Here is a 24652-nt window from a genome sequence, read left to right as displayed (position 1 = left end):
GCAACGATCACACTACGCACAGCGCCGACTCCGGTGCAGACGGAAGTTGCTTCGCGAGAATAGCAAAGTTAAACGTGCAGCCTGCACAGCACTGGCGGGGGCGCAGTGGGGTTTAGATACAGAAAGTCATTGAGGCTCATTCCCGGCGTTCGCCTAAACGTCACCGGGAAAGGGCTCAGTAGTGCCTCCTTTGGCAAGCCCGGCTCCACGTTGAACATGGGCCGAGGCGGCATTCAGAGCACGGTCGGTCTGCCCGGTTCGGGCATGTCCTATTCTTCCAAGCGCAGCGGTAAATCAGCTCTTTTTCTGGGTTTATTGATCGCAGCACTCGTGGCCCTGATCTACCACGCCGCCAAGGGAAGCAGGGTGGCGCAAGTGTCCTTGCTTGCTATAGGCGTCGTCGGTGTGGGGGCGGCCTTGCTGGCCCAGAATTCCGACACAAAATCCGGCGCTGCGCCAAGCCTGACATTGGCACCCCGAACCGTCCGCCAGGAACCAGGACAGACCCAACCGCTGCGGCCGGTAAGACGCGACATCAGCCCTTCGAATCTGCCGCCATTTGTGGAAGCAGCCAAAGCGCCGGTTCAGCAGGACACTCCCGTTGGCGATAGCTGGCCCACCTCCGCTGGTGATCAGAAACCGCCAAGCACTTCATCGGGAACCGATCTGGGTTCCTCGGCAGCGGTCGAGCAGCCGCAGAGCGAGCAATTCCCAACGGCAGTCGTGACTAGGACCGCGAATATCCGTTCGGATCCTTCCATGGGCGGCACCGTGGTGAGGCAGGTGCCGGCCGGCACCGCTCTGACGGTGGTCGAAATCAATGGTCGCTGGGCCCGGGTCAGCAAGGACGAAGTCACATTCGGGTGGATCAACCGCTCGCTGCTGGCGGCGCAGCCCTCCTACCAGTAGCACACCGGGCTTCTGCCGCCTGGCCTGCTGTAAGCGCTCCGGCCACCGCACAAACGCCCATTGCGCATCAGGTCGTATGGGCAGTCGCATCTGCCGACCACGGGGTTTCTGACAGGATCGCCCGAAGCATGCTCCGAAACGGTGCCGTCATCTGATACAGCCCCTGGCGCGACCGGTATGGTCGAAGTCAGCTCGACCGGCTTCGCCTCGCTGAGGTAGTCGCCATGGATCCATCCGATCCGTGCGGAGACCGTCACATTGTACCAGTCACCTTGTTGACCATTGGTCTGGACCAGGTCGCCCAGCGGAAGCGTGGTGATGATACGCGCCCCGGTGTCCGGCGCGACCCTGACACGGACGTTTTTGGTGGTGTACAGCCAGCGAACCAACGTGGTGGGGTTGGGCTTCTGGGCAGCCACCGCGTCGGGCTTTGCATAGGCAATCGAGCTGTTGTTCGGCTGTGCCTGAGGCGCCGCGGTGGTGGTTGCCCCGGGGACCGCGGGCGGGGCGGGGGGTGGCGATCGGGCGTCGATGCTCGACATGGCCCACCCGATAACGCAGAAAACCGCGATGCCCCAGCCGATCCGTTGTTGGCTGACCATTTCACCCTCCCTGCACAATACAAAACAGAGCAGTCCGCGAAAGTCGAATCGACTTTTGGGTGGCTAAATCTCAAGTCAATTGACAGCAGAAACCGAGCGTCTGTAGATAGGGAAGGGGATTAAAGATTGGGGGCGGGCAAGCGCATCGACGCTTTGGAATTCCGGTTTCAATAATTTTTGGACGCTACCTGCCGAATGCCGGAAGACCCGGGCTTGCGGGAAGCGATATTTCAGCGAAAAGGCGAGTAAAATGTCCAACCAGTTTGATCAGATACCGTTTGGAGCTGCAGAGTTCGCGGATAACCCCGAACCTCGCTGTCCATGCCTCCTTCTGCTCGACACGTCCTATTCGATGAACGGAGCGCCGATCGACGCGCTGAACCAGGGACTTGTTGCCTTTAAGGACGAGCTCGCGGCGGACAGCCTGGCGATGAAACGCGTCGAGGTCGCCATCGTCACCTTCGGACCGGTCAACATCGTCGCACCGTTCCAGACCGCTGACCTGTTTACGCCTAGTACTCTGGTAACCAGCGGCGACACCCCAATGGGTGCGGCGATCGAGCAAGGCCTTGAGATGTTGCGACGTCGCAAAGATGAGTACCGCGCGAACGGCATCTCCTATTATCGCCCATGGGTCTTTCTTATGACGGACGGTGCCCCCACGGACAGCGTCGTTGCTGCCGAACACGCGATCAAATCCGGCGAGGCGGCAAAGGCATTTTCGTTCTTCGCCGTTGGCGTCGAGGGTGCCAACATGGACATCCTTGCCAAGCTCTCCACACGCCAGCCGCTGAAGCTAAGTGGCCTCAAATTCCGCGAGCTGTTCTCATGGCTCTCCGCATCGCTGTCAGGCGTCTCGCAGTCGCAGGTCGGACAGACCGTGGCGCTCCAATCTCCCGCAGGTTGGGCTGAGGTGTGATGTCTTGGCGCATAGCGTCGGCTAGCGCCATCGGCACTTCGCATGTCACGGCCGGCAAGCCCTGTCAGGATAATTCGGTCCATGCCCTGATCGAGGGCAGGGAAGGTCCAATCCTCGCGGCCGCTGTCTGCGACGGCGCTGGCAGTGCGGCGCACTCGGAGGTTGGGTCTTGGCTGGCCGGGCAGAACCTGCTGGAGCTCATTTTCGTGCATTTCGCAGAGAACGGTGCGCTCGATCAGATCGACCGGCCAAAAGCGTTGGGCTGGGTGACCGAAATTGCCGAGCGCATCGCCGCTCATGCGCGCGCACTCGGGCATGAGATGCGTGAGTATGCATGCACGCTGCTGGTTGCCGTCCTCGGTCCTACAAGCACCGTGTTCTTCCAGGTAGGCGACGGCGCAATGGTTGTTTCGCACGGCAGTGAAGACGGATGGTCCTACGTGTTCTGGCCGCAGCACGGCGAGTTTGCCAACACGACCAACTTTGTCACATCGTCAAATGTCGCGGATGTCCTCGAATTCGAGTTCGCGCCCCGGCGCATTGACGAGGTCGCGTTGTTCTCGGACGGTATCGAGAACCTTGTCTTGCACCAGGCCTCGCGCAGCGTCCATCAGCCTTTCTTCGATGCGATGTTCCCGGCAGTCAGACGATCGGCAGTGGCGGGCGAGGACTCTACACTTTCGGATGGACTGAAGGCTTATCTGTTGTCGCCGCAGATCTGCGAGAGGACCGATGATGACAAGTCGTTGATCCTGGCTACGAGATCGCATGCTGAACCGATGGTGGCCGCAAAATGAACGCTAAGGTCCGCGAGGTGTTCACCCTGCGAGGGGAAGCCCTCAAACTTGGCGAGATCGTCGGCCAAGGCGGCGAGGGCGCCGTCTACGACCTAGCTGCACACAAGAACCATGTCGCCAAAATCTACCACCGGCCGCTCGAGCAGCAGCGGATCGACAAGATCCGTGCGATGGGCAAGATCAAGACCGATTCACTCGAAAAGCTGACGGCCTGGCCGACGGGGCTGGTCTGCTCCAAGGACAGCAAGCCCATCGGGCTGATCATGCCAAAGATCAGCGGTCGCAAGAGCATCCATCAGCTCTACAGCCCCAAAAGCCGCAGAACGGACTTTCAGCGGGTTGATTGGCGATTTCTGACACGTGTGGCGGCAAACACCGCCCGGGCATTTGCGGCTGTTCACGACAACGCCTGCGTCATCGGCGATGTGAATCACGGCGGTGTGCTCGTGGCGCAGGACGCTACCGTGCGCCTGATCGACTGCGACAGTTTCCAGGTCTCCTATCTGGGGCAGCAATATCTTTGCGAGGTGGGAATCGAGACTTTCACACCGCCGGAGCTGCAGGGCAGATCTTTTTCGGGAATCGTGAGGACGCCCAATCACGACAATTTCGGTTTGGCCGTGATGGTGTTCCTGTTGCTGTTCATGGGAAAACACCCCTTTGCCGGCCGCTACGCGGGAACGGGCGACATGCCGATTTCGAAGGCGATCGAGGAGTACCGCTTTCCCTACGGGGCGAACGCCGCCGCGGTCGGAATGGCGAGGCCTCCGAGTTCCCCCGAACTCGCCATCGTCGGCCCACGACTTGCAAAAATGTTTGAGGATGCCTTCTCGCAAAGGGGAACGTCGGCTGGCAGGCCGGTGGCCCGGGAATGGGTGGCTTCCCTGGCGGAATTAGAAGCGAACCTCAAGCAGTGCTCCTCCAATTCCAGCCACTGGTCACTTGGCTCATCGCCATGCCCGTGGTGCAAAATGGAAGGCGCCACCGGCGTCCCGCTGTTCTCAACCGTTGTTCCCGCCGGCGGGGCTACGCTTTTCGATATCGCCGGATTCCAGCGGCAGGTGGACGCCATCCCGCATCCCGGGCCGGTGCCGACCGTCCCCGAAAAGAATGTAACACCAGATCCCAACGCCCTGAAGCTCCGGGGGCACGCGCGCCGCACCAACTTCCGGGCAGGAATAGCGGCCGCAGTGGTCGGCGTCGCCGGCTTGATGATGGCGCAGGCCTGGGTGCTGGGCATCGCCTTGGGAGTCTTTCTGGGACTGAGAGGTCTGCTGAACAGGGACAGTGAGGCTGCGGGATACCGGCGCGTCGCCGCCGAGGCCGCCGCCCAGTGGAAAAACGCGCAAACAACGTGGATGCAGAGGGCCGGGCCGGATGCTTTCGACAGGCAAAAAACGGTGCTCGCCGGGCTCAGGGGCGAATGGGACATCTTGCCTTCCAAACGGGTAGCCAGGATCTCGGAGCTCGAGCGCAACCGCCGTCAGGCGCAACTGCACCGGTTCCTAGACAACTTTGAAATCTCATCGGCAAAGATCGAGAGCATAGGACCGGGCAAGAAACAGGTCCTGGAGTCGTATGGCATCGAAACAGCGCTCGATGTCGAGAGAAACAAGCTTTACAGCGTGCCCGGATTCGGACCTAAAACCGCGCAGAAGTTGTTGAATTGGCGAAAGTCCGTCGAAGCCCGCTTCGTCTTCGATCCCTCACGAGCGATCGATCCACGCGATATCGCGCAGATCGACCAGGACATTCTCGGCGACCGCAAGCGGCTGCAAGGCGCCTTGGTTCTCGGTCTTGAGCAGCTCAAGCAGACAAGAGCCCAGATCCTTGCCGCCCGCGAACACAGTCGCCCGGAAATGGAGCGATTGCGGCTGGCATTGGATCAGTCAACGGCCAACGCCGCCGCGAGTTCAGGTTGAGGCGGCCAACGCTGGTTCGCTAATCAGGTTCGGTGTTTGCGCGTCGGTGTAAATACCCATTTCGTACTGAGGCGGTTGTGACCGTGTGTGATCAAATGGACGGCTTTGCATTGCACGCCGCTTGCCGACCACCGCTACGTTCGCTCCCTCTTTTGGTCTTCATGCCGTTCCGAATCGAACGCCTCCTTTCCCTTCCCGGCCCACAGGTTCCGCGCATGCCCGCCTTCAAGACTTTGCAGCTTGGCGGCGATCCAAAGCAGAGCGCCGTATATCGTGGCGCGATCGTCATTGGTGATGTCGACGATGCCTGCCTTGACGACGAGCCCGCCCAGTTCGATCAGATGTCGGGTGCGCTGGCGTCGCTCGACCTGCCAGGCGCGCATGTCATTGCGAGCCTGTGCCGCCTGCCGGCGATTGTGTGCCGCCCGGTTGCGCTGGAGCGCCGCGAAGGTTGCGCTGAGATGCCGGAGCAGCTCGCCGGGGCCGGCTCTCGAAAAACATCACTCCACGCTTGGCCCATGCCTCGCGCTTTGCCGTGTCTTTCGTCTCAGTGATTGCGACGAGTGCGCCGGCCAGTTCGTCGGTGCTCAGTTGATCGGCGCCGGTGGCGATCACCAGCTCGCCAAGCTGCTGCACCTTTCGCGTTTTGAGCTCTCGCGCTTTGTTTTCCAGCGCCTTCAGTTCGGCGTCGAAGTCCCGTGGTTTGCGCATGGCTGTCCTCCATTGATTGTCGATGCGGCGATGATAGTTGAGCGTCCGCCGGAAGGCTTCAGGGTTGGCGAGACAGCCCGGGACGGGCTGGTCCATCCCGAGATTTTTTCGAGGGAGGGCGCGCTTATACGTCGTGCCGACGTGCGCTTTGCCGTGCAAATGATCTGGTCGCGATGGCGATCTATCATCTTCACGTCAAGGTCATTGGCCGCAAGGCAGGCTCAAGCGCTGTGGCGTCGGCGGCCTACCGCTCGGCTTCGCGGCTGCGCGACGAGCGCATCGAACGCAGCCATGATTTTTCGGCCAAACGCGGTGTCGTCCATTCCGAGGTGATGTTGCCTGAGGATGCACCGGAGGCCTGGCGCGACCGCGAACGGCTGTGGAACGACGTCGAAGCCTTCGAGGTGCGCAGGGATGCCCAGCTGGCCCGCGAGGTCGAGTTTGCGCTCCCGCATGAACTCAGCCAGGCGCAAGGCATCGAACTGGCGCGCGACTTTGTACAAGTCGAGTTTGTCAGCAAGGGCATGGTAGCCGATCTCAATGTGCATTGGGACAGGGCGGAGGATGGCAGCCCCAAGCCGCATGCCCATGTCATGCTGACCATGCGGTCAGTCGATGAGAACGGTTTCGGGTCAAAGGTTCGCGACTGGAACCGCACCGAACTGGTCGAGCGCTGGCGCGAGCGATGGGCGGAACTTGCCAATGAGCGCCTGGCCGAACTCGACATCGACGCCCGCATCGATCATCGCAGTCTGGAAGCGCAGGGCATTGCATTGGAGCCGCAAACGCAGATTGGTGCACCGGCCCAACGCATCGAGGGCAGTGGCCTTGACGCTGGCGACACCGAAGCAGATCGCGCCGAACTGCATCGCGAGATCGCGCGCAACAATGGCGCGCGCATCATTGCCGATCCATCCGTGGCGCTCGATGCCATCACGCATCAGCAATCGACCTTCACCCGAAAGGACATTGCAAAGTTCTCGCATCGGCACAGCGATGGAATGGAGCAGTTCAACGCGGTGGTGGCGGCCATCAGCAATGCACCCGATCTGATTGAACTCGGCAAGGACAGGCGTGGCGAAGACCGGTTCAGCACGCGGCAGATGATCGACACCGAACAGCGCCTTCATCACGCGGCAGAGCGTATCGATCTGGACGAGCGACACGCGGTGAGCAGCGCACATCGCGAGGCAGCGCTAGCGCGGGCTGTGCAACGCGGGCTTATCCTTTCGGGCGAGCAGAGCGGTGCACTGGATCACATCACGAATAGCCGCGGTCTTGGTGTCGTTGTCGGCTTTGCCGGAACGGGCAAGAGCGCCATGCTGGGCGTTGCGCGTCAGGCATGGGCAGCGGCTGGCTTCGAGGTCCGAGGCGCCGCACTGTCCGGCATTGCCGCCGAGAATCTGGAAGGCGGTTCAGGCATTTCGTCTCGAACCATCGCCAGTATGGAGCATAGCTGGGGACAGGGCAGGGATCTGCTCACCACGCGCGATGTCCTGGTGATCGATGAGGCTGGCATGGTCGGCACGCGCCAGTTGGAGCGCGTGCTCTCCCATGCGGCGGATGTTGGCGCAAAAGTAGTCCTCGTCGGCGATCCGCAGCAGCTGCAGGCAATCGAAGCCGGCGCTGCATTCCGATCGATTCACGAGCGACACGGCGGCGTCGAAATCGGCCAGGTGCGGCGACAGCGTGAGGACTGGCAGCGCGATGCCACGCGCGATCTGGCAACCGGCAGGATCGGCGCTGCGATCAGCGCCTACGACGCGCAAGGCATGGTACATCAGGCTGCAACGCGCAATGAGGCGCGAGGTGAACTCGTCGAGCGCTGGGATCGCGACAGGCAGGCGCATCCAGAGGCAAGCCGGATCATTCTGACTCACACAAACGACGAGGTGCGCGCGCTCAACAAGGCAGCACGCGAGCGCATGCGCGCTGCCGGCGATCTCGGCGACGAGGTTCAGGTGAATGTCGAACGCGGTGCAAGAAACTTCGCCAGCGGCGACCGAGTCATGTTCCTGCATAACGAGCGCGGGCTTGACGTCAAGAACGGCACGCTGGGCAGCGTGGAGGAAGTCAGCACACGAAGCATGACCGTGCGCACCGATGACGACAGATCGGTTCGCTTCGACCTGAAAGACTACGCGCACATCGACCACGGCTATGCCGCGACCATTCACAAGGCGCAGGGCATGACCGTTGACCGCACCCATGTGCTCGCCACGGCGGGCATGGATGCGCATGGCAGCTACGTCGCGCTGTCGCGGCATCGAGACAGCATGGACCTGCATTACGGCAGCGATGACTTCGCGACCCGCGATCGCCTCGTCCGGACGCTGTCACGGGACCGCGCCAAGGACATGGCGTCGGATTACGAGCAGATCGACCCGGCGCAAAGCTATGCCGAGCAGCGCGGCATCACGTTCCGCGAGCGCGCGGTCGAGATCGTGCGCCGGGTCGTTCCGGAGAAGCTGCGCGACAGGATCGGCGGACTGCTGGACGGGTTGCGCTCGCCCGGAGAGGGCGAGTCCGTGCAGGAACGTGGACCTGGGCCGGGAAGGGAGAGTGGTGCGGCGCGGATCGGAGATCCAGGCCCGACGCCTGGCAGAGGAAATCTCGCCACCGGCGTGTCACGCGAAACGAATGTGCCGGTGGACGCGGAAGCGGCCTTGCGCAGCGCTCGTACGAAAGCGCTTGTTCGTCACGCGCGCGCAATCGACGCGATCCTCAGTACTGGAAATGCGGACGGGCAGGGCAGTCGCGAGCAGATGCGCGAATTGAGGGATGCCCGTAGCGCTTTCGAGAAGGTTCGGCCTCATGGCTGGCGCGATGCCGAAGCGGCCTATGTGAAGAATCCCGAGTTGGTTCGCGAAGCGGGGGCCGGCCGGGTCAATCGAATCGTTCTTGCTCTCCAGCTTGAGACGGAAATCCGCGCCGGACTGGACATCGATCCGGGTCGCCGCGCCGACCGGTTCGTGGAACGTTGGCAAAAGCTCGACCGTACCGGACGGGAGCAATATCAGGCCGGCGACATGTCCGGCTACAAGTCAACGCGTTCGGCAATGTCCGATATGGCCAAGAGCCTTGAACGCGACCCTCAACTTGAATCCCTACTGGCAAACCGTAAGCGCGAGCTTGGCATCAACGTGGAGTCGGGTCGTCGTCTCGGGGCGGAACTCGCCTTCAGCCATGGCATCGGCAAGGGGCGGGGCATTGGGATCTAAGGCATGCCGATTTGCCGCCATTTCCGCGCCGCAGCCGGCTGAGGCGACAAACCTGATTGCCTCCGGGGTAGGTTCATCCTGTCTGTCGCAGCAGCAATCAGCAAGAACCAGTGAGGTGCAGGCAAGCCATGTCCGAGCCCGATCGTATAATTCGCCTCAAAACCGTCCTTGCCCGGACCGGCCTGTCCCGCTCAACCCTCTATCGCAAGATTGCCGACGGCACGTTCCCGGCTCAGATCAAGATCAGCGTCAACGGGGCGGGCTGGCGGGAATCCGATGTCAATCGATGGGTTGAAAGTCCCACCGGCTGGTGTGCTCGAATACAATAACGCGCCACTTTGCAACTATAAAGAAATCTGCCTCATAGGCCTAGTGGATTGATTCCAACGTTTGGTGCCCACGCCTGACGGCGGCGATGATTTCGTCTGGATCGGCGCGCCAGACGAAGGGTCGGTTTTGCTGATTGTGCTCGTTGATGAAGCGGTTGATGGCGGCCTGGAGGTCGACAACCGAATGGAAGACGCCGTGCTTCAGGCGCCGTCGGGTCAATGTGGCGAAGAAGCCTTCGACGGCGTTGAGCCACGAGCATGATGTTGGCACGAAGTGGAATGTCCAGCGCGGATGGCGCTCTAGCCAGGCGCGGACTTTCGGCTGTTTGTGGGTGGCATAGTTGTCGAGGATGACGTGGACGGTTTTATCGGCGGGCATTTCAGCCTCGATGGTATTGAGGAAGCGGATGAACTCCTGATGCCGATGGCGCTGCATGTTGCGGCCGATCACCGAGCCATCGAGGATGTTGAGTGCGGCGAACAGGGTAGTGGTTCCGTTGCGCTTGTAGTCGTGCGTCATGGTCGCCCCACGACCGCGCTTTAGCGGCAACCCCGGCTGAGTGCGATCAAGCGCCTGTATCTGGCTTTTTTCGTCAACCGACAGCACGATGGCATGCGCAGGCGGCGAGACGTAGAGCCCGACCACATCGTGAAGCTTCTCGGCAAAGGCTTTGTCGTTGGACAGCTTGAAGCTGCGCCAGCGGTGGGGCGCAAGGCCGTGGTCGTGCCAGATCTTCACCACCGAGGACGCAGCAATGCCAACCGCTCTTGCCATTGCGCGGACTGTCCAGTGCGTCGCCTCGTTGTCGGGCTGCCCCAGCGTCAGCGCCACAACCTTGTCGACCAGCGCGGTCTTGAGCGGCGCGATGCCCGGAGGACGGGTCTTATCGCGCAGCAGGCCATCCACGCCCTCGGCCATGAACCGCTCCTGCCAGCGCCACACGCAGGTCTTCGACTTGGCCGTTGCCGCCATGATCGCGACGGTGCCCAAGCCATCGTCGGTCAACAGGATGATCCGCGCCCGCCAAACGTGCTTTTGCGGTGAACCGCGCGCCGCGACGAGCGCCTCAAGCCGGGCCCTATCCGATGCCGTGACGACGATGCTGATACCGGTACGCATCCCGCATCGTCGCACAGGCACGCAACACCGGGAATCCCCAATCGGACTCGTCTGTCCCGATCAATCCACTAGAGCTCAAGCGTGCGAGGCGCAGGCCACATGACGCTAACCGCGGCTCTTGGCCCTTGGCGACCGAGCGCTAATCTGGTCTAATCAAACGACGCGGAATGCTGTTAACACGAGCAGCACCAACGGGATGCGAGTGATGCCAGACATAAGCATATCGCGCTTGAAAGCCGGCATGCGCCAGCGGATCATTGTCCTTGAAGCGCTTTTGAAAAGCCGAACAAAAAGAGTCGTCCAACGAAAACGCAATTCGATATCTCTGACTGCCCTCCACCCCCCGATACAGACCGCAGAAAACGATTTCTTTGCACGAGAATTTTCATACCTTGAACGATATCTAACCTTCTCTCACACCTATAGAAGCTACTCCTTAAAAGCAAGTTTCTCCGAGATATTACAAGGTCAGAAAACATACCACATCTTCCGCAATTTGGCCGTAGGCGATGTATTTGACTACTATAGCGAGTCCAATGAGGATTCTCTTTCGCCATCTGATTATTCGCTATTTAGAAGAATTTACCAAACGCCACTTCCTGACGAGGCCATAACGCGCCTCCGAACCTGTATGATTGACCTATTTCGGCGCCACAAATTACCGTTCGCGACAAGTAGCCAGGTCATATCGTCCTATTTGCATATAATTCATCTAGCAAAAAATCTGGATAAAGTAGAGAACATAGATTTACGGAAGAACGACCCCATAACCGCACTTCGGCGCTCGCTGCAGATAATTGTACGTTCACTATGGCCGATTACCGGAGGGTTTGTACCGCATACGTTAATGCGTCTTTGTGATCCAGAAGATAATATTGAATACACTAACGATTCCGTTTTGCGATCCGAAGCAACAATCCTACTTCTTGACAAAACCCTAGCATCCATTCTGCTAATCCGACGTCTGAACGGGTATCGGAATATAAATCATTTACCGTTAGTTCCATTGGCAAAAGAGCTATTTAGCTCAAAATCTAGTATATATAAGAAGGTAGATTGTTTTTCGAAGGAAGAATGGAGGCAGGCTAGAGCCATTCGTGTATCCGGGAGCGATCCATATGCCCGTATTGTTTCACATACGATAAATATATATTGCGACATAAACACTCGACGGGAACGTGAGTCGATATATCGAGAAATAGAAGCAATACACGGCATTGATCCTCTTGCGGCAAAATTTCTGAACTGGGGACGAATTGCAGATTATATGAGGCAATTTCCAGCAGAGATCACTCCTCGCTCTATTTTCATCTCGATATTGATGACGGATATTGCAATTGCACGACGCTTTCCGCTCAAGGTCGGCCTCGCTCATGGGAATGGCCGCCCGAACAATCAGATTTTTGAGCTCGCATCCGACCTACTGAAGCGTGGCGCCGCCAGGCGCATAAGCGGATTTTTGCGAAGGTTCCTTGAGGTAAAGGTCGGGCGAGGCGCGTCGTCTTCTCGTACCTTTCCGAAAGAAGCGTATCCGATCGACTATATTCAATATTTCACCTGACCTCAGACTTTACAAACACATCAGAGCAACTCAGTCGTTCAAGTGATGAAAAAAACGTAGCTCAGACACGCATTGAGCTCATAACATATTTAGTAAATCATACACGGGAGGGGCGGGCTCCGTTAATCAAAGCCCTTGAAGAAGAGCGGTCGGTCCTCCGCAGCTTGCATTTTAAGGAGATCCTCGGTCTTGGTCGCGTCCAGGTGAATGAGATTGAACTTCTTTTTGATTTTGAAATGATATTTGAAAGTGAGTTCCGTATTGCGGCGCGCAAGGGGCGCCGTGACCCGATCCTCAGGAGGCATCTCGTTGAGGCGATGGCAGACAGTATTGTGCAACATGGATTGTTTCGGTCCGATTTCTCATTGAACTCGGTGCTTAGCAACAACTTACGGCATGGAGTAATCGAGCCCCGCATAACCAATGCTATTGATATGGCCTGCAGGTCCTCTGATGAGTACGATCTGATATCGCCGCTCCGCGCCGAAATCGAGCACGCGGTTCAACGTTACATGAACGAATGGCTAAAAATAGTTGCCGACGGACCTACCGTTAAACGGCTCCGCGATGATCTGATCCGAAAGTTTGACAAATTGTTGGAGAGAGCCTCTGAAATAGAGACTGGAGCATTGTGTGAGGCAGCTCTTGAGGAGATTAGATCGCTTTCGAGAAGCGTGGTGGAAAACGCATTGGTAGCCTTTGATAGCCAACTCGTCGCTGAGATTGAGAAGTCATGCGGTGTATTCGCAAATGGTCAAGGCATTTCGGTCTCCCTTGCCGAGAGGATATCCGCAGAGCTTACCAACTCATTCGAAGAGGTAAAAAGTTGGATCGGCATACCCAATTTGAGAGGCACCATTGAATCGTTTTCTCTCCGCGATCTAGCAGAGTTTGAGCTCAAGCTATTGAGGCCGAGTACGCCAATAGATCGAGCTGACATCCAGGTGCAGTTCGATAGAGAGTCGAGACGTCGAGTCGTTAACGACGTTCAGATACCGGGCATGTACTTCGAGGCGGTAGCATCAATTATACATAATCTTGTTGCAAACGCCGTTAAATACAGCGGCCTTGGCCGCCGAACGGCGGTAATGCTTAAATGCAGAATTTCTGAACAAAGTGTGGTTTTTCATGTAGAAAACGATATTGCAGACACGATTTCGGATGAAGAGCTAGACGCCCTTCACAAAAAGGCTAATGATCGGGCACGAGGAGACTTCAAGAAGGATACTTTTCGAGAGGGAGGAACGGGTTTGAAGAAGGTCCAACGAATGTGCATTCGAGATTTCGGAGTTTGTCGTATCAATATCCCGAGCATCGGACGTAGGCGAAGGTTCGTTGTGGAGGTTGCTCTGAATGGTCCGTTCTTAAAGGAAATCTAGGTGAGAGTCCTTCTTGTTGAGGATAATGAGGAGAAGGCAAGGCAAATAGTTGAGATTGTTGAAGGTACGGGGGTCGCGAAGGCCGACATCATTTCTGTCAGGGGACTGAGGGCAGCATATCCGGCGATACAACGAGGCGGGTGGCGCCTGATAATCCTAGATATGACATTGCACGCAGCTGAGGGGGCATTCTCGGCTAGCAGCAAGGAGAGTCTCGCCGGAATTGAGGTGCTACAGGCTCTCCAGGCCCGTGGAGACACAACGCCGGTTATCGTCGCTACGCAGCACGATGTTTTTGAGCAAGACTTTCTTTATTTCCCCGATGTCGATGCTTTGGACACCGCGCTCCAGGAAGCATTCCCTTTCAACTATCGCGGTACAGTAAGGGTTAGGCTGGGTTCGGAGCCTTGGAGAATTGAGATGCGTAGACGAATAGCAGAGATTGTTGGGGGGCGGTAATGTGCACTTTTGTGAGGCGAGTTAATGTCTGGTCTTAGGATTTTGGTGATCGAGGACAGCGACCAAAAGTTTGACAACATTGCGTTAAATGTATTGGCAGAGAATGCAGAAATTATCGAGTATTCTGAAAGAGCAGAAGATTATACGCGGGCGATTGAGATACTTGGTCGTAGTCATTTCGACCTGGTGATACTCGATATCAGGCTTCCCTATCTGAAAGGAGGCGGGTCGCCAACTGCGCAGGCGTCGAACGATATAGTCCAGTTCATTACGCGTGGTCAGGCAGTGATACCAAGTTATATTATCGGGCTAACTGAATACACGGATGAGATTGCTAGAGCGGAGATTTACCCCATAGAGTATATGATCATAGAAGGTTACTCTTCGAGCGAGAATCACTGGGCGCAGAAAGTATGCCGTCATATCGAATTTATCTGGCGCTCTAAGGAAGCGAGCGTCAACTATCATTTCAGATCGTATCACTTCGATGTAGTGATTCTTACAGCGCGCTCAGAAAATGAGTTTAAACCGATTGATGCCGCCATTAAATGGGGCAGTAGCTCAATTTTGCACGACCGGGCTTTTAGCGCTTTTACAGTAAAGACAGGATCTTGGATTACAACCGGCGGTCTAGAGCTTCGCACGGCGTTGGTGTGTATTGAGCGAACCGGACTGGCGTCGGCTGCGAGTGTGGCGAGCTTCATGATCGCTCGTTTCCGGCCACGAATGATCGCAATGCTGGGGATGTGTTGCGGCCTGACCGGCGATGACGCTAGTGACAAGGTAGAACTTGGCGATGTCGTTGTCATGTCGGATACATATTGTTGGGACGAGGGCCGCTACTCGGAGAAGAAAGTCGGGTCGGCGGTAATAGATGTCGATGACGTTGCGTTTTTTGAAGCTCGACCATCCTCGGCCAACGTCGCACCACGGTTGCGTAAAATTGCAGAAAATTTGGTCGAAACAGGCGCCTTGGAAATGCGCCATTTGTTGGCAGATGCTTACAGACGCCACGACAGCGCCGTCGGGATTGTTAGCGCCGGTCGCCTTGTGCCGGCCTCGCCTAAAGTTCGCATTGGTCTGAATGTATCCGGATCGAGCGTAGTCGCTGCTCGACAACAGACAGCGGAGATATTGGGACGGTTCTCGCATGCAGTTGCGCTCGAGATGGAATGCCATGCGGTATACCAATCAGTGTATCTTGCGCCTGGTGATGCAGTCGAGGCGATATGCATTAAGGGAGTCGCTGACTACGGAGATGGCAAAAAATCGAAAGAGTTTCAGAAAATAGCAAGCCTTGGCTCATTTCTAGTGTTCGACCAAATTGTTAACGGCAGCTTCGGGCAATAATCGCTCGGCTGCCTATCAATCGGGATGCGAAGCGGATATGCGCGGTTGACGAGCATAATGAAATGCAGATGCATTTGAAGCAGGCCGGATGACCGTTGCGGTTAGGCGCCGTGACCATATCCCGGCCTAAATGTCTTGAGCGTCGTGTGCCCGCATCGTAATGCCGCCCGCAGGTGCCGCCTTCAGCTAAGTGTTGGCGGTACCTCGTGACAAGCGCACACCAGGGCCGCCGCCATTCTCTGGAATGAATTCTATTCCGGCCGCTTCGAGCGATAGCTTCAGCACTTGCAGGATCGATTCAGATGCTGGTTTCGAACCACGTTCGAACTGCACGATCGTCCTTAAACTTACCTTGGATATATCCGCCAGTTCCTGTTGAGAAATGTCGAGAAGCCCACGGGCCGCGCGAACTTGGGCCGCACTTACCTTCATTGTTCAAATGCCCTGTTGCACAAAAAGTGCAAATATGCTTGTTTTAGGAAGAGACCGTAGGAAGTGGTTCCCCGCTTTCGACAGTCTAACCACGCCCACGCTTTGCGGAGCTCGGATCATGGCTGATTCCGACCATAGCACGACTATACCTGTCGTCACGAATGGCAGGAATGCAGCGCCGAACCGGTTGCCGGATTCAGACCCTCCAATCCAACTGCTGCGAGATTGGTTACGGGCGCAGCATGTTTCTGAGATCCTTTGCCGTCTTCAACAACGGCTAGAGAGGCGTTATCTCGACGCTAGAGACTCAGAGGCGATGGACAAGCGGGTCGCCTATTCGATCGCCTGCCAAGCCGAGGTCGAGTCCTCGACTGTGGCCTTGAAGCTTCAGGACAAGCTACCCACCATACGGGCGCGGTCGCTTCTTGGTATCGTCGCCAAGCTCGAAATCATCGCAGGCGCAGATCGGGATATCGACGACCCGACAGACTTTCCATGGCCGCATATTGCTTCCGTCCTTGATGACCTGAAGGAAATAGCCGGGAGCCTGCCTTCAGAACGCCCTGAACGATCCGTGATTCATGCGGACTGTCGGCGTTATCAAGAGATAGCAGCCCACCTGGTCGGTGTGAAAAAGCGGGTGGGTAGCCTGGATTTGGCGCGGCGGCCTGTCCTCGGCATCAAGGGGGAGTAGAAAAAGAAACTCAGGCGTAAAATACGGCTATTTGGCGCTGAGCCGATTTCGGCGACCCTATCCCGATGCAGATATTGTCGCCACGGAAATGGTGAAGGCGAAGCGGCGCGTCACCAAACGTGTTGAGCACAAAGCCGAGGCCAACCCATTTTCATGCCATCGCACCGTCGACGAAGCATTCCTGGAACAAACGGCTCGCCTGTTTGAGGCTCGCATGGGGCGATCGCAATCAACGGAGGACGCACGGCAAATCGTTGACAACATCGGCGGCTTCTTCCGCATCCTTGCCGAATGGGAACGGATTGACCGGGGCAAATAGCTGACACTTGATGCTCAGGTGATAGCCTTCGTTGTGGGACCGTGCGATGAACGAGGGGGACCCCACATGAACCAGCGACATGGACGGACCGCCAAGCCAGCAGGCATTGTAAAGGCGCTGCTTTACGCGCGCGTCTCCTCCAAGGAGCAGGAGAAGGAAGGCTTTTCCATCCCGGCGCAATGCAAGCTGCTGCGCGACTACGCCCTGCAACAGCGGTTCGACGTCGTGCAGGAGTTTATCGACGTCGAGACGGCTAAGACCACTGGCCGGACCAACTTCACCGAAATGGTAAAGTATCTGCGAAGGCACCCCGGCATTCGAAGCGTCCTGGTCGAGAAGACCGACCGCCTTTATCGCAACCTGAAGGACTGGGTGACTCTCGATGAACTGGATGTGGAAATCCACCTTGCGAAAGAAGGTGTGACGCTGTCGCGAGACTCGCGCTCGTCTGAAAAATTCATGCACGGCATCAAGGTCTTGATGGCCAAGAACTATATCGACAATCTATCGGAAGAAGCCCGCAAGGGGCAGATGGAGAAGGCGGAGCAGGGCATATGGCCGACTAAGGCTCCGCTGGGCTATCTGAACACCATGGGGAAGGATGGCAGAAAGGTTATTGAGCCGCATCCTGAACTCGCTCCAGTCGTAACACAGCTGTTCGAGCGCTACGCAACCGGTCAGTATTCGCTCAAAACCCTTGCTAAGGCAGCCCATGGCGATGGGCTGATCTATCCCAAGAGCGGCAACCCGGTTCCGGTCAGCACCGTGCATATGATCCTCCGCAACCGCCTCTATACCGGACTATTCAAATGGAACGGCAAATTGCACCATGGCAAGCACGAACCTCTCGTATCGATCGAACTATGGGAGCGGGTTCAGGGCGTCCTGACGGGCCGCAATTCGGTGCCGACCCACCCGATGGGAAACGAGTTCGCCTTCACCGGGCTTATGACCTGCACCGAATGCGGGTGCGCCATCGTCGCGGAGTTAAAAAAGGGCAAATACGTCTACTATCACTGCACGGGGCATACCAACAAAGGTCGGGGTGGATACGGTGATTGCCGCCGCAAATATGTCCGCGAGGAAGTGCTCGACCAAACATTCACCAACCTGCTTGACCGGTTGCATTTCGACGAAGAGATACTGGAATGGGTAAAGGCAGCACTGTTGGCCAGCCATACCGACGAGCGCCGCGAGCATGAACAGGCGATCCATCGATGCCAGGTCGAGTACAAGCGGCTCGAGGATCGGCTGCATGCCATGTATCTCGACAAGCTCGATGGCCGCATCGACAACGCCTTCTACGATCGGATGTCAGCACAGTGGCGGACGGAACAGACGCGGCTGCTTCGCGAGATAGAGCGCCATGGTAGCGCCGAGGAATCATACATGGATGACGGCATCCGGCTGTTGGAACTGGCACGCAACGCCAGCCGACTGTTTGCGAAACAGCCTGCGCACGAGAAAAAGCGGCTCTTGAATCTTGTGCTGTCGAACTGCCAATGGAGTCAAGGCGAGGTTCATCCGGTCTTCAGGCAACCGTTTGATTTACTTGCGGAAACGGTCGTAGCCGGCGCAGCAATGGATGCACAGCAGACAGCTTTTTCGAAAAGGAGTCCAGTTTGGCTGGGGCGCCAGGATTCGAACCTGGGAATGTCGGTACCAAAAACCGATGCCTTACCACTTGGCGACGCCCCAGCAGGCGGGCAGGCCCGCTGCGCGCGGCCTTATAGGACGAGGCGCGACAAAGCTCAATGCCGGCTGTGCACGAACGCCATGGCAATCTCGTCGCAGCCGGCTACGCGCTCCGCTTTTGCAGCCGGAAATAGAGATCGGCATAGGCCTGCCCCATTTTCTCGGCGGTGAAGAGCTCGCAAAACCGCTCGCGCGCCGCCTGTCCCCATCGTTGCGCTTCAGCGGGCGAATCGATCAGGCGGTTGATGGCTTCGGCCAGGCGCTCCGGGTCGGACGGCGGGACGACCAGACCGGTGGCGCCGGCCTTGTTCACATAGGACGTCCCGGTTCCGATATCGCACGAGATCATCGGCTTGCCGCACATGGCCGCTTCCGCAAGCGAAACCCCATAGGCCTCCGAGCGCTGGTTCGAGGGAAAGACGAACCCGTTGCAGGCGTGAAGCAGCGCCATCTTCTGTCCTTCCGACACCTCGCCGGGGAAGATGACATTGTCTCGGCCGAGCCTTTCGGCCTGGCGTTTCAGCAGCTGCTCGATCGGTCCCGATCCGGCAATGACGATTCTGCATCGCGCCCGGTCAGCCGCATCGACAAGGACATCAAGCCCCTTGTAGTAGCGAAGGACGCCGACGAAGAGCACGAATGGACCCGACACCATCGACCGGCACCAGTCGATGTCGGCTATAGTCGGCGCTGGATAGGCGCATTCGTCCAGGCCGATCGGAATGACGCTCGATTTGGCCTCGAACCGCCTCAGCACGGCGCTCGAGCGCAGATAGTCGGGCGAGGTCGCGACAATGGCGTCGACATTGCTCAGGAAGCGCATCATCAGCGGCCTGTAGAGCGACAAGAGCAGCCGTTGCCTGACGATGTCGGAATGGTAGGTGACGACCGCCGGCTTGCCGTGGCGGGAGCGGAAATGCGCGATGTCCATGACCGGCCACGGAAAATGGTAGTGCACTAGGTCGGATTGCCGGGCGAGCGTGTCGAACTTGGCAAACACCGCGCGCGAAAAGCCGGTAGAGGCCAGCTCGAAATCCAGCCTGGCTTTCACGGCCGTGTGGCCGTCCAGGCGCCTGGTGTTTTCCACCGGAGTGGGGCTCAGCGACAGGACTTGGGTTTCGATGCCATGGCGGGCCGTGCTTTCAGCGATGGCATGGATGGTCCGCTCAACCCCGCCGAAGCTGTCCGGCCAGTATGTCTTGAAGAAATGCAGGACTTTCAAATAGGCGTCTTTCGTCTTGACCGGATGGCCTGCCCAAATATCTCTAGCATGCCTTTGGCATGATTCTCCCAGGTGAAACGCTCCGCATTCCGGCGGGCTCCGGCGGAAAGCTTCTGGCGCAATTGCGCGTCGAGGCAAAGCTGCCCGAAGGCATCGGCGATCGAATTGGCGCTTTGCGGGTCGACGAGAATGGCGCTGCCGCCGGCGACTTCAGGCATTGACGAAATGTTCGACGTCAGCACCGGTTTGCCGAACGACTGCGCCTCGACGATCGGGAAGCCGAAGCCCTCGTAAAGCGACGGCATGGCGAGAAAGAGGCAGTGCGCGTAGAGGCTCGCCAGCATCGCGTCGTCGACGAAACCGGTGAAGATGACGTTGCGCTCCAGCCCGCCGCGGCGCACGTCGTCGGCCAGGCTCGTCTGTTTCCAGCCGCTGCCGCCGACGATCACCAGATCGCAGTCTGAGCGGGTGCTTTCAGGCAGCATCCCATAGGCCTGGATCAGCTTGCCGAGATTCTTTCTCGGCTCGAGCGTGCCGACGAAAAGCGCATAGGGCCTGATGATGCCGAGCGTTTCGAGGCTGGAAAAACCATCCGGCGCGGGAAGCGGGGGCGTTCCCGGCGCGATCGTCCTGATTGGCGCTTTCAGCCACGCGAATTCTGTGCGCAGCGCGCTTGCCGTGGCGTCCGAATCCGTCACCACAACATCGGCCCTGCGCAGCGCCGGCTTCATCAACAGGCGTTCGCCGACCAGGGTCCTGGCGCGCATTGTTTCCGGTGCGTGCACCCAGACGATATCGTGGATGGTCACCACCCGCGCGATGCGTTTGTCCAGAATGGGCGGCAGGCGGTGCGCTGGGCCCCACAGAACCTCCACTTCATCCCGCGCGGCCCGTGCGGGCAGCACGGCTTGCCCCCACAACGCCCGCGCCGGAAGGCTTTCGAACCCGCCGGCTCGCAACTTTGCGCCGGCCGGCAGGTCGTAGCCGGCATTGATCGGGGCGGGGGCGTAGACGCAAATCTCGGCGCCGAGCTCTGACAGCGCCTTGATCGACTGGTGGACGAACCGGCCTATTCCGTCCGTGGCTGATCTCAGGTTCCTGCCGTCGATGCCGATTTTCAATAGGTTCTCCGGACATGAGGCAAGCAAAGGATTCCGCATATTGTCGTTGCGGGTCGAAGGCAACGATGTGGACGCTGTCCGGTTCGTTGTGAAATCATTCCATGCTTCTCGTCAATTCAGCAAATCCTAAACGAGAAAATGCTGTTCCATTTCTGGGAAAATTTCTTGCGCGTTGCTCTTGGGATGATAGATGCACGGGAGTGGCACCCCAAAATGAAGAGCACTCGCCCTGCCCAAACTGATCATCCAGATACCTTGCTACAATGAGGCCGAGACGCTGGCGACGACGCTAGGCCACCTGCCGCGCACGGTGGCTGGTTTCGACAGTGTCGAGTGGTTGATTATCGACGATGGGAGCGTCGACGATACCGTCAAGGTCGCCGAGCAGAATGGCGTGGATCACATCATACGCCATACAAGCAACCAGGGCCTGGCTTACGCTTTTATGACCGGTATCGAAGCCTGCCTTGCGCGCGGCGCTGACGTTATCGTCAATACGGACGCGGACAACCAATATTGCGGCGAGGATATTCCGGCGTTGACCGGACCGGTTCTCGACGGGCGTGCGGAGATGGTCATCGGCGCACGGCCAATATCGGAGATAGAGCATTTCTCGCCGCTCAAAAAGCTGCTGCAGAAGCTTGGCAGTTGGGTCGTGCGGGTGTCCAGCAGCACCGACGTTCAGGACGCCCCAAGCGGCTTTCGCGCCATATCGAGAAACGCCGCGCAGCGACTGATCGTGTTCAGCAGCTACACCTATACCCTGGAAACCATAATCCAGGCCGGCCGCAAGAACATGCGCGTGGTTTCTGTGCCGATCCGTGTCAACGAAGACCTTCGACCGTCGCGGTTGGTGAAAAGCATTCCTTCGTACATCAAGCGCTCGATCTTCACCATCGTGCGCATCTTCGTCATCTACCAGCCGGCGCGGTTCTTCGGTGCCGTGGCGGCTGCCTTGTTCGGCCTTGGCTTTTTGCTCGGTCTGCGCTTCCTCTACCTCTACCTGACCGGGACCGGCAGCGGCCACATCCAGTCGGTGGTCCTGGCGGGCGTGCTGATGTCGATGGGCTTTCAGGCTCTTCTGGTCGCGTTTCTGGCCGACGTCATCGCGGCAAACCGCAAACTCCTCGAGGATATTCGCTACACGCAGCGGGCGGCCCAATTGTCCGCCGGCTCCAGTTCCGCGTCCGGAACACGTGACAAGGTCTAATTCATGGCAGATCAAGGCGCTGAAGGACTGCTCTCCCCATTCCTGCGACGGCAGCGGATATCGGCCGTACGGCCGTTTCTGCGGGGGCGGGTCCTGGATGTCGGCTGCGGAAGCGGCGCGCTTGCGGCTTATGTAGACCGAGCCGACTATGTCGGCATCGATCCGGATCCCATATCCATTGCCGCCGCCCGCAATCGCTATCCCGGATATACTTTCATCCAGCAGCAGAGCCTCAAGGATAGTGCCTTCGATACGGTCGCGGCGCTGGCAGTCATAGAGCATGTGCCAGATCCCGTTGCTTTCCTGGTCAGCCTGAAGGCAAATCTGGTGAAGACACCGTCAGCACGGATCGTGTGCACGACGCCGCACCCGGCAATGGATTGGATTCATTGGGCGGGCTCTCGAATCGGTCTATTCAGTCGGAGCGCAAATGACGAGCACGAAGATCTGTTGAACCGCGAGCGTCTCGTCGAAACAGGCCGTCGAGCCGGTTTGCGGGAAGCCAACTATCGACGATTTCTGGCTGGCGCCAATCAGGTGATTGCGTTTGCACAAGATGCTCAATGAAGCGACAAAGGCCAGGCTTGAGCTTTTCCTGAATCGTTTTGGCGTCTTCCTCGGCGCGCTCGGCCTGCTTTTCGTCGCGTATCGCCTCTACGCCTACAAAAGCGAGCTGGACGTCGCCCGGATAGGCGGCGCTCAATATGCGATCATTTTGCTTTTGGCGGCGCTGTACGGGGCGGGGAACATGTTTCTCGCTCTGGGCTGGGGCAGGCTGTTGAATTTCCTGGGCGTGCAACCACGATTGCGATGGGTCGTCTGGGCCTATGCCACGTCTCAGCTGGCAAAATATGTGCCCGGCAATGTGTTTCAGTTTTTTGGGCGGCAAGCACTCGGGGTGTCCGCAGGTATCTCCAACGTTCAACTGGCCAAGTCCACCATGCTTGAGCTTGCCCTCGTAGCTGGTGCGGGTGGCTTGTTCTTCCCGTTGATTTTGCCACTGGTCTGGCCCGGCCTCGGTTCCTTTCCAGCACCGGTGGCATTCATTTCGGTTGTAGCGATTGCGCTCTATCTCATCGGGCGATTTGGGCGAGCGCTTTTGGAAGCTGCTGTCTTCCATGTTTTCTATCTGGTTCTGTCTGGCTTGGTGTTCGTTGCAGGTTTCCGAATTGCCGGGGGCTCGATTGAGATTTCCAGCGCCCCTACAATCGCAGGCGCCTATGTCTTGGCATGGCTGGCGGGACTTTTGACCCCAGGCGCCCCAGCCGGTATCGGTGTCAGGGAGGCAGTGCTGCTGTTCCTGCTTGGCGGAATAAGTTCTAGTCCAACCGTTCTCATGGCGGTGGTGATCGGCCGGATGATCACCGTCCTGGGCGATTTTCTCTTTTTTGCTGGCGGCCAGCTTGCCGGGCGTTTTACGAAGCAGGCGATGAATGAGGCTGAAAAGCGTGCAGCAGATCGTTAGATTACGCTGGACATTGAAAGTAGATCACGAGAGGCGACTACAATGCTTAAGGCAGCTGCGCTCAAAATCCCGCAGATCAGGAGATTGTGGCAGGACCGTACCGATCTTTTGGCGCAACGCGATCTTCTTTTCCAGGAGAATGCCCAGTTGCGATCCAGGGGAGCAGAGCAGGGCAGTGTATTCTTTCACTACAACTGTAGTTTCGATGCACTAGGCACGATCAACAGGCATGCGCGGAACGACTTGCGTCCGGATCCGTCCTTTGTGACAAATTTTCTCGGTGTCAAAGTCTCACCTCGGTTCTTTCCGAGCATTCTCGATGGAAAGGCTGGGACGATCGAACCCCTGCCAATTCCCGCCAATTGGCATGCCGACATTGCGGAGTGGGCAGCCGCGCTCAGAGCCGTCGACCTCGCTTCGGAACGATTTCGCGTGGTCGAGCTTGGATGCGGCTGGGGGTGCTGGTTGAACAACACCGGCGCCGCCGCACGCCAAAAGGGACTTGCAGTCGAACTGATCGGCATCGAGGGCGACAGCGAACATGTCGCCTACGCCTATGAGGCGATGGCGGCCAACGGCTTTTCCCGCGAAAAGTCCCGCATCATCCATGGTGTCGCAGCGCCCGAAAAAGGAGTGGCACTCTTTCCCGTGGTTGAAAATGCCGGTGCATCATGGGGGTCGGAACCGATCCTGAATGCGACGTCGATACAGATCAAGGAGGCTTCCGCATCCGGCCACTATCAGCAACTCGAAGCTTTCCCGCTGTCTGAAATCGTTGAGAACAAGCCGGTCGACCTTCTGCATATCGATATCCAGGGTGGTGAGGCGGATTTCATCGACGCCGCCATCGCCGACCTCAACAGATTTGTCCGCTACATCGTTATCGGCACGCATTCACGCCAGATCGAGGGACGGATCATGAGCACTCTGTTGAGCCAGGGATGGAAGCTTGAGATGGAACGTCCCGCAATTATCAACTTGGCCGACGGGCAACCGCAAATCCGGGTGGACGGCGTCCAGGGTTGGCGCAATGCTGGCCCCGCATTTGGACACATCGCCCGAAAAGCGTGATCGTCGAGGGTAGCGGGATGTCTAAACTATTCGAAATTCGGTGTTGGCTGCGGCCTTCGTTGGCGTCTTGGTGATGACCGGCTTGTACGTTTTGATGCGGCAAACGAAGTCGACGCCCGTCAGCGATTGCATCGAAGCCGCGTT

General features: G+C 58.1%; 23 protein-coding genes, 1 tRNA gene and 1 pseudogene. 16 read left to right on the top strand and 9 right to left on the bottom strand.

Annotated elements, in window-relative coordinates; all coding sequences use genetic code 11:
• Positions 1–105 precede the first annotated feature (105 nt).
• Positions 106–909 carry a DUF4236 domain-containing protein gene (locus tag AB6802_RS19020; RefSeq protein WP_371011714.1) on the top strand — a complete coding sequence of 268 codons (804 nt, stop codon included), beginning with the start codon at positions 106–108 and terminating at the stop codon, positions 907–909.
• On the opposite strand, the gene AB6802_RS19015 is transcribed toward AB6802_RS19020, so the two are convergent.
• Complete coding sequence (locus AB6802_RS19015; RefSeq protein WP_371011713.1) at positions 900–1511, bottom strand: SH3 domain-containing protein; 612 nt, start codon at positions 1509–1511, stop codon at positions 900–902. The two genes, AB6802_RS19020 and AB6802_RS19015, sit on opposite strands and share 10 nt — an antisense overlap.
• 250 nt (positions 1512–1761) lie before the next feature.
• Here AB6802_RS19015 and AB6802_RS19010 point away from each other — a divergent pair, with 250 nt between their 5' ends.
• The 3 genes from AB6802_RS19010 to AB6802_RS19000 are packed head-to-tail and all read left to right on the top strand — an operon-like array spanning position 1762 to position 5149.
• Positions 1762–2430: a VWA domain-containing protein gene (locus AB6802_RS19010; protein WP_371011712.1), complete on the top strand. Its 669-nt coding sequence runs from the start codon at positions 1762–1764 to the stop codon at positions 2428–2430.
• Positions 2430–3227: a PP2C family serine/threonine-protein phosphatase gene (locus AB6802_RS19005; protein WP_371011711.1), complete on the top strand. Its 798-nt coding sequence runs from the start codon at positions 2430–2432 to the stop codon at positions 3225–3227. The genes AB6802_RS19010 and AB6802_RS19005 overlap by 1 nt, the downstream gene beginning before the upstream one ends.
• Positions 3224–5149: a helix-hairpin-helix domain-containing protein gene (locus tag AB6802_RS19000; protein ID WP_371011710.1), complete on the top strand. Its 1926-nt coding sequence runs from the start codon at positions 3224–3226 to the stop codon at positions 5147–5149. The genes AB6802_RS19005 and AB6802_RS19000 overlap by 4 nt, the downstream gene beginning before the upstream one ends.
• A 134-nt stretch (positions 5150–5283) precedes the next feature.
• On the opposite strand, the gene AB6802_RS18995 is transcribed toward AB6802_RS19000, so the two are convergent.
• On the bottom strand, positions 5284–5532 hold the full coding sequence (locus tag AB6802_RS18995; protein ID WP_371011709.1) for a conjugal transfer protein TraD: 249 nt from the start codon (positions 5530–5532) through the stop codon (positions 5284–5286).
• A gap of 1 nt (position 5533) precedes the next feature.
• Positions 5534–5860 carry a conjugal transfer protein TraD gene (locus AB6802_RS18990; protein WP_371011963.1) on the bottom strand — a complete coding sequence of 109 codons (327 nt, stop codon included), beginning with the start codon at positions 5858–5860 and terminating at the stop codon, positions 5534–5536.
• 173 nt (positions 5861–6033) lie between these two features.
• Here AB6802_RS18990 and traA point away from each other — a divergent pair, with 173 nt between their 5' ends.
• Together traA and AB6802_RS18980 are read left to right on the top strand one after the other, a co-directional pair.
• A complete protein-coding gene (gene traA / locus AB6802_RS18985) occupies positions 6034–9081 on the top strand; it encodes a Ti-type conjugative transfer relaxase TraA (RefSeq protein ID WP_371011708.1) in 3048 nt (1015 codons plus the stop codon).
• A 128-nt stretch (positions 9082–9209) separates the two neighbouring features.
• The gene (locus tag AB6802_RS18980; RefSeq protein ID WP_371011707.1) at positions 9210–9410 is read left to right on the top strand and encodes a helix-turn-helix transcriptional regulator; all 201 of its coding nucleotides are present in this window, start codon (positions 9210–9212) and stop codon (positions 9408–9410) included.
• A 40-nt stretch (positions 9411–9450) separates the two neighbouring features.
• Here AB6802_RS18980 and AB6802_RS18975 read toward each other — a convergent pair whose 3' ends face one another.
• Positions 9451–10530: an IS630 family transposase gene (locus AB6802_RS18975; RefSeq protein ID WP_371011706.1), complete on the bottom strand. Its 1080-nt coding sequence runs from the start codon at positions 10528–10530 to the stop codon at positions 9451–9453.
• Between the two features lie 205 nt (positions 10531–10735).
• On the opposite strand from AB6802_RS18975, the gene AB6802_RS18970 reads away from it, so the two are divergent.
• The 4 genes from AB6802_RS18970 to AB6802_RS18955 all read left to right on the top strand — a co-directional run bounded on the left by AB6802_RS18970 (position 10736) and on the right by AB6802_RS18955 (position 15279).
• Positions 10736–12091, top strand: coding sequence for a hypothetical protein (locus AB6802_RS18970; protein ID WP_371011705.1), 1356 nt, complete (start codon positions 10736–10738; stop codon positions 12089–12091).
• A 203-nt stretch (positions 12092–12294) separates the two neighbouring features.
• Positions 12295–13470, top strand: a complete 1176-nt coding sequence (locus AB6802_RS18965; protein WP_371011704.1) for a hypothetical protein — start codon at positions 12295–12297, stop codon at positions 13468–13470.
• A complete protein-coding gene (locus tag AB6802_RS18960; RefSeq protein ID WP_371011703.1) occupies positions 13471–13929 on the top strand; it encodes a hypothetical protein in 459 nt (152 codons plus the stop codon).
• Positions 13930–13974: 45 nt separating this feature from the next.
• Positions 13975–15279: a hypothetical protein gene (locus AB6802_RS18955; protein ID WP_371011702.1), complete on the top strand. Its 1305-nt coding sequence runs from the start codon at positions 13975–13977 to the stop codon at positions 15277–15279.
• A gap of 186 nt (positions 15280–15465) precedes the next feature.
• On the opposite strand, the gene AB6802_RS18950 is transcribed toward AB6802_RS18955, so the two are convergent.
• On the bottom strand, positions 15466–15711 hold the full coding sequence (locus AB6802_RS18950) for a helix-turn-helix domain-containing protein (RefSeq protein WP_371011701.1): 246 nt from the start codon (positions 15709–15711) through the stop codon (positions 15466–15468).
• 118 nt (positions 15712–15829) lie between these two features.
• Between AB6802_RS18950 and AB6802_RS18945 the strand changes: the two genes are divergently transcribed.
• Together AB6802_RS18945 and AB6802_RS18940 are read left to right on the top strand one after the other, a co-directional pair.
• Positions 15830–16405: a hypothetical protein gene (locus AB6802_RS18945; protein ID WP_371011700.1), complete on the top strand. Its 576-nt coding sequence runs from the start codon at positions 15830–15832 to the stop codon at positions 16403–16405.
• 385 nt (positions 16406–16790) lie between these two features.
• Positions 16791–17777, top strand: a pseudogene (locus AB6802_RS18940) (recombinase family protein); the annotation flags it as partial.
• On the opposite strand, the gene AB6802_RS18935 reads toward AB6802_RS18940, so the two are convergent.
• The 4 genes from AB6802_RS18935 to AB6802_RS18920 all read right to left on the bottom strand — a co-directional run bounded on the left by AB6802_RS18935 (position 17712) and on the right by AB6802_RS18920 (position 20762).
• Positions 17712–17981: a hypothetical protein gene (locus AB6802_RS18935; RefSeq protein ID WP_371011699.1), complete on the bottom strand. Its 270-nt coding sequence runs from the start codon at positions 17979–17981 to the stop codon at positions 17712–17714. The pseudogene AB6802_RS18940 and the gene AB6802_RS18935 overlap by 66 nt on opposite strands.
• 366 nt (positions 17982–18347) lie before the next feature.
• Positions 18348–18422 (bottom strand) — tRNA-Gln (locus tag AB6802_RS18930).
• A gap of 100 nt (positions 18423–18522) precedes the next feature.
• Positions 18523–19641: a glycosyltransferase gene (locus AB6802_RS18925; protein ID WP_371011698.1), complete on the bottom strand. Its 1119-nt coding sequence runs from the start codon at positions 19639–19641 to the stop codon at positions 18523–18525.
• On the bottom strand, positions 19638–20762 hold the full coding sequence (locus AB6802_RS18920; protein WP_371011697.1) for a glycosyltransferase family 4 protein: 1125 nt from the start codon (positions 20760–20762) through the stop codon (positions 19638–19640). The genes AB6802_RS18925 and AB6802_RS18920 overlap by 4 nt, the downstream gene beginning before the upstream one ends.
• Before the next feature lie 310 nt (positions 20763–21072).
• Between AB6802_RS18920 and AB6802_RS18915 the strand changes: the two genes are divergently transcribed.
• Genes AB6802_RS18915 through AB6802_RS18900 form a run of 4 tightly spaced genes read left to right on the top strand, consistent with a single transcriptional unit; the run spans position 21073 to position 24508 of the window.
• On the top strand, positions 21073–21972 hold the full coding sequence (locus tag AB6802_RS18915) for a glycosyltransferase family 2 protein (protein ID WP_371011696.1): 900 nt from the start codon (positions 21073–21075) through the stop codon (positions 21970–21972).
• Positions 21973–21975: 3 nt separating this feature from the next.
• Positions 21976–22539, top strand: a complete 564-nt coding sequence (locus AB6802_RS18910) for a class I SAM-dependent methyltransferase (protein ID WP_371011695.1) — start codon at positions 21976–21978, stop codon at positions 22537–22539.
• Positions 22529–23437, top strand: a complete 909-nt coding sequence (locus AB6802_RS18905; protein ID WP_371011962.1) for a hypothetical protein — start codon at positions 22529–22531, stop codon at positions 23435–23437. The genes AB6802_RS18910 and AB6802_RS18905 overlap by 11 nt, the downstream gene beginning before the upstream one ends.
• 42 nt (positions 23438–23479) lie before the next feature.
• A complete protein-coding gene (locus AB6802_RS18900) occupies positions 23480–24508 on the top strand; it encodes an FkbM family methyltransferase (protein ID WP_371011694.1) in 1029 nt (342 codons plus the stop codon).
• The last annotated feature ends 144 nt before the right edge of the window (positions 24509–24652 follow it).

The organism is Mesorhizobium sp. RCC_202 (genome assembly GCF_041355295.1).
Taxonomy (GTDB): Bacteria; Pseudomonadota; Alphaproteobacteria; order Rhizobiales; family Rhizobiaceae; genus Mesorhizobium.
The sequence above is the reverse complement of the archived record's forward strand: the minus strand, read 5'-3'. Positions and strand labels throughout refer to the sequence as shown.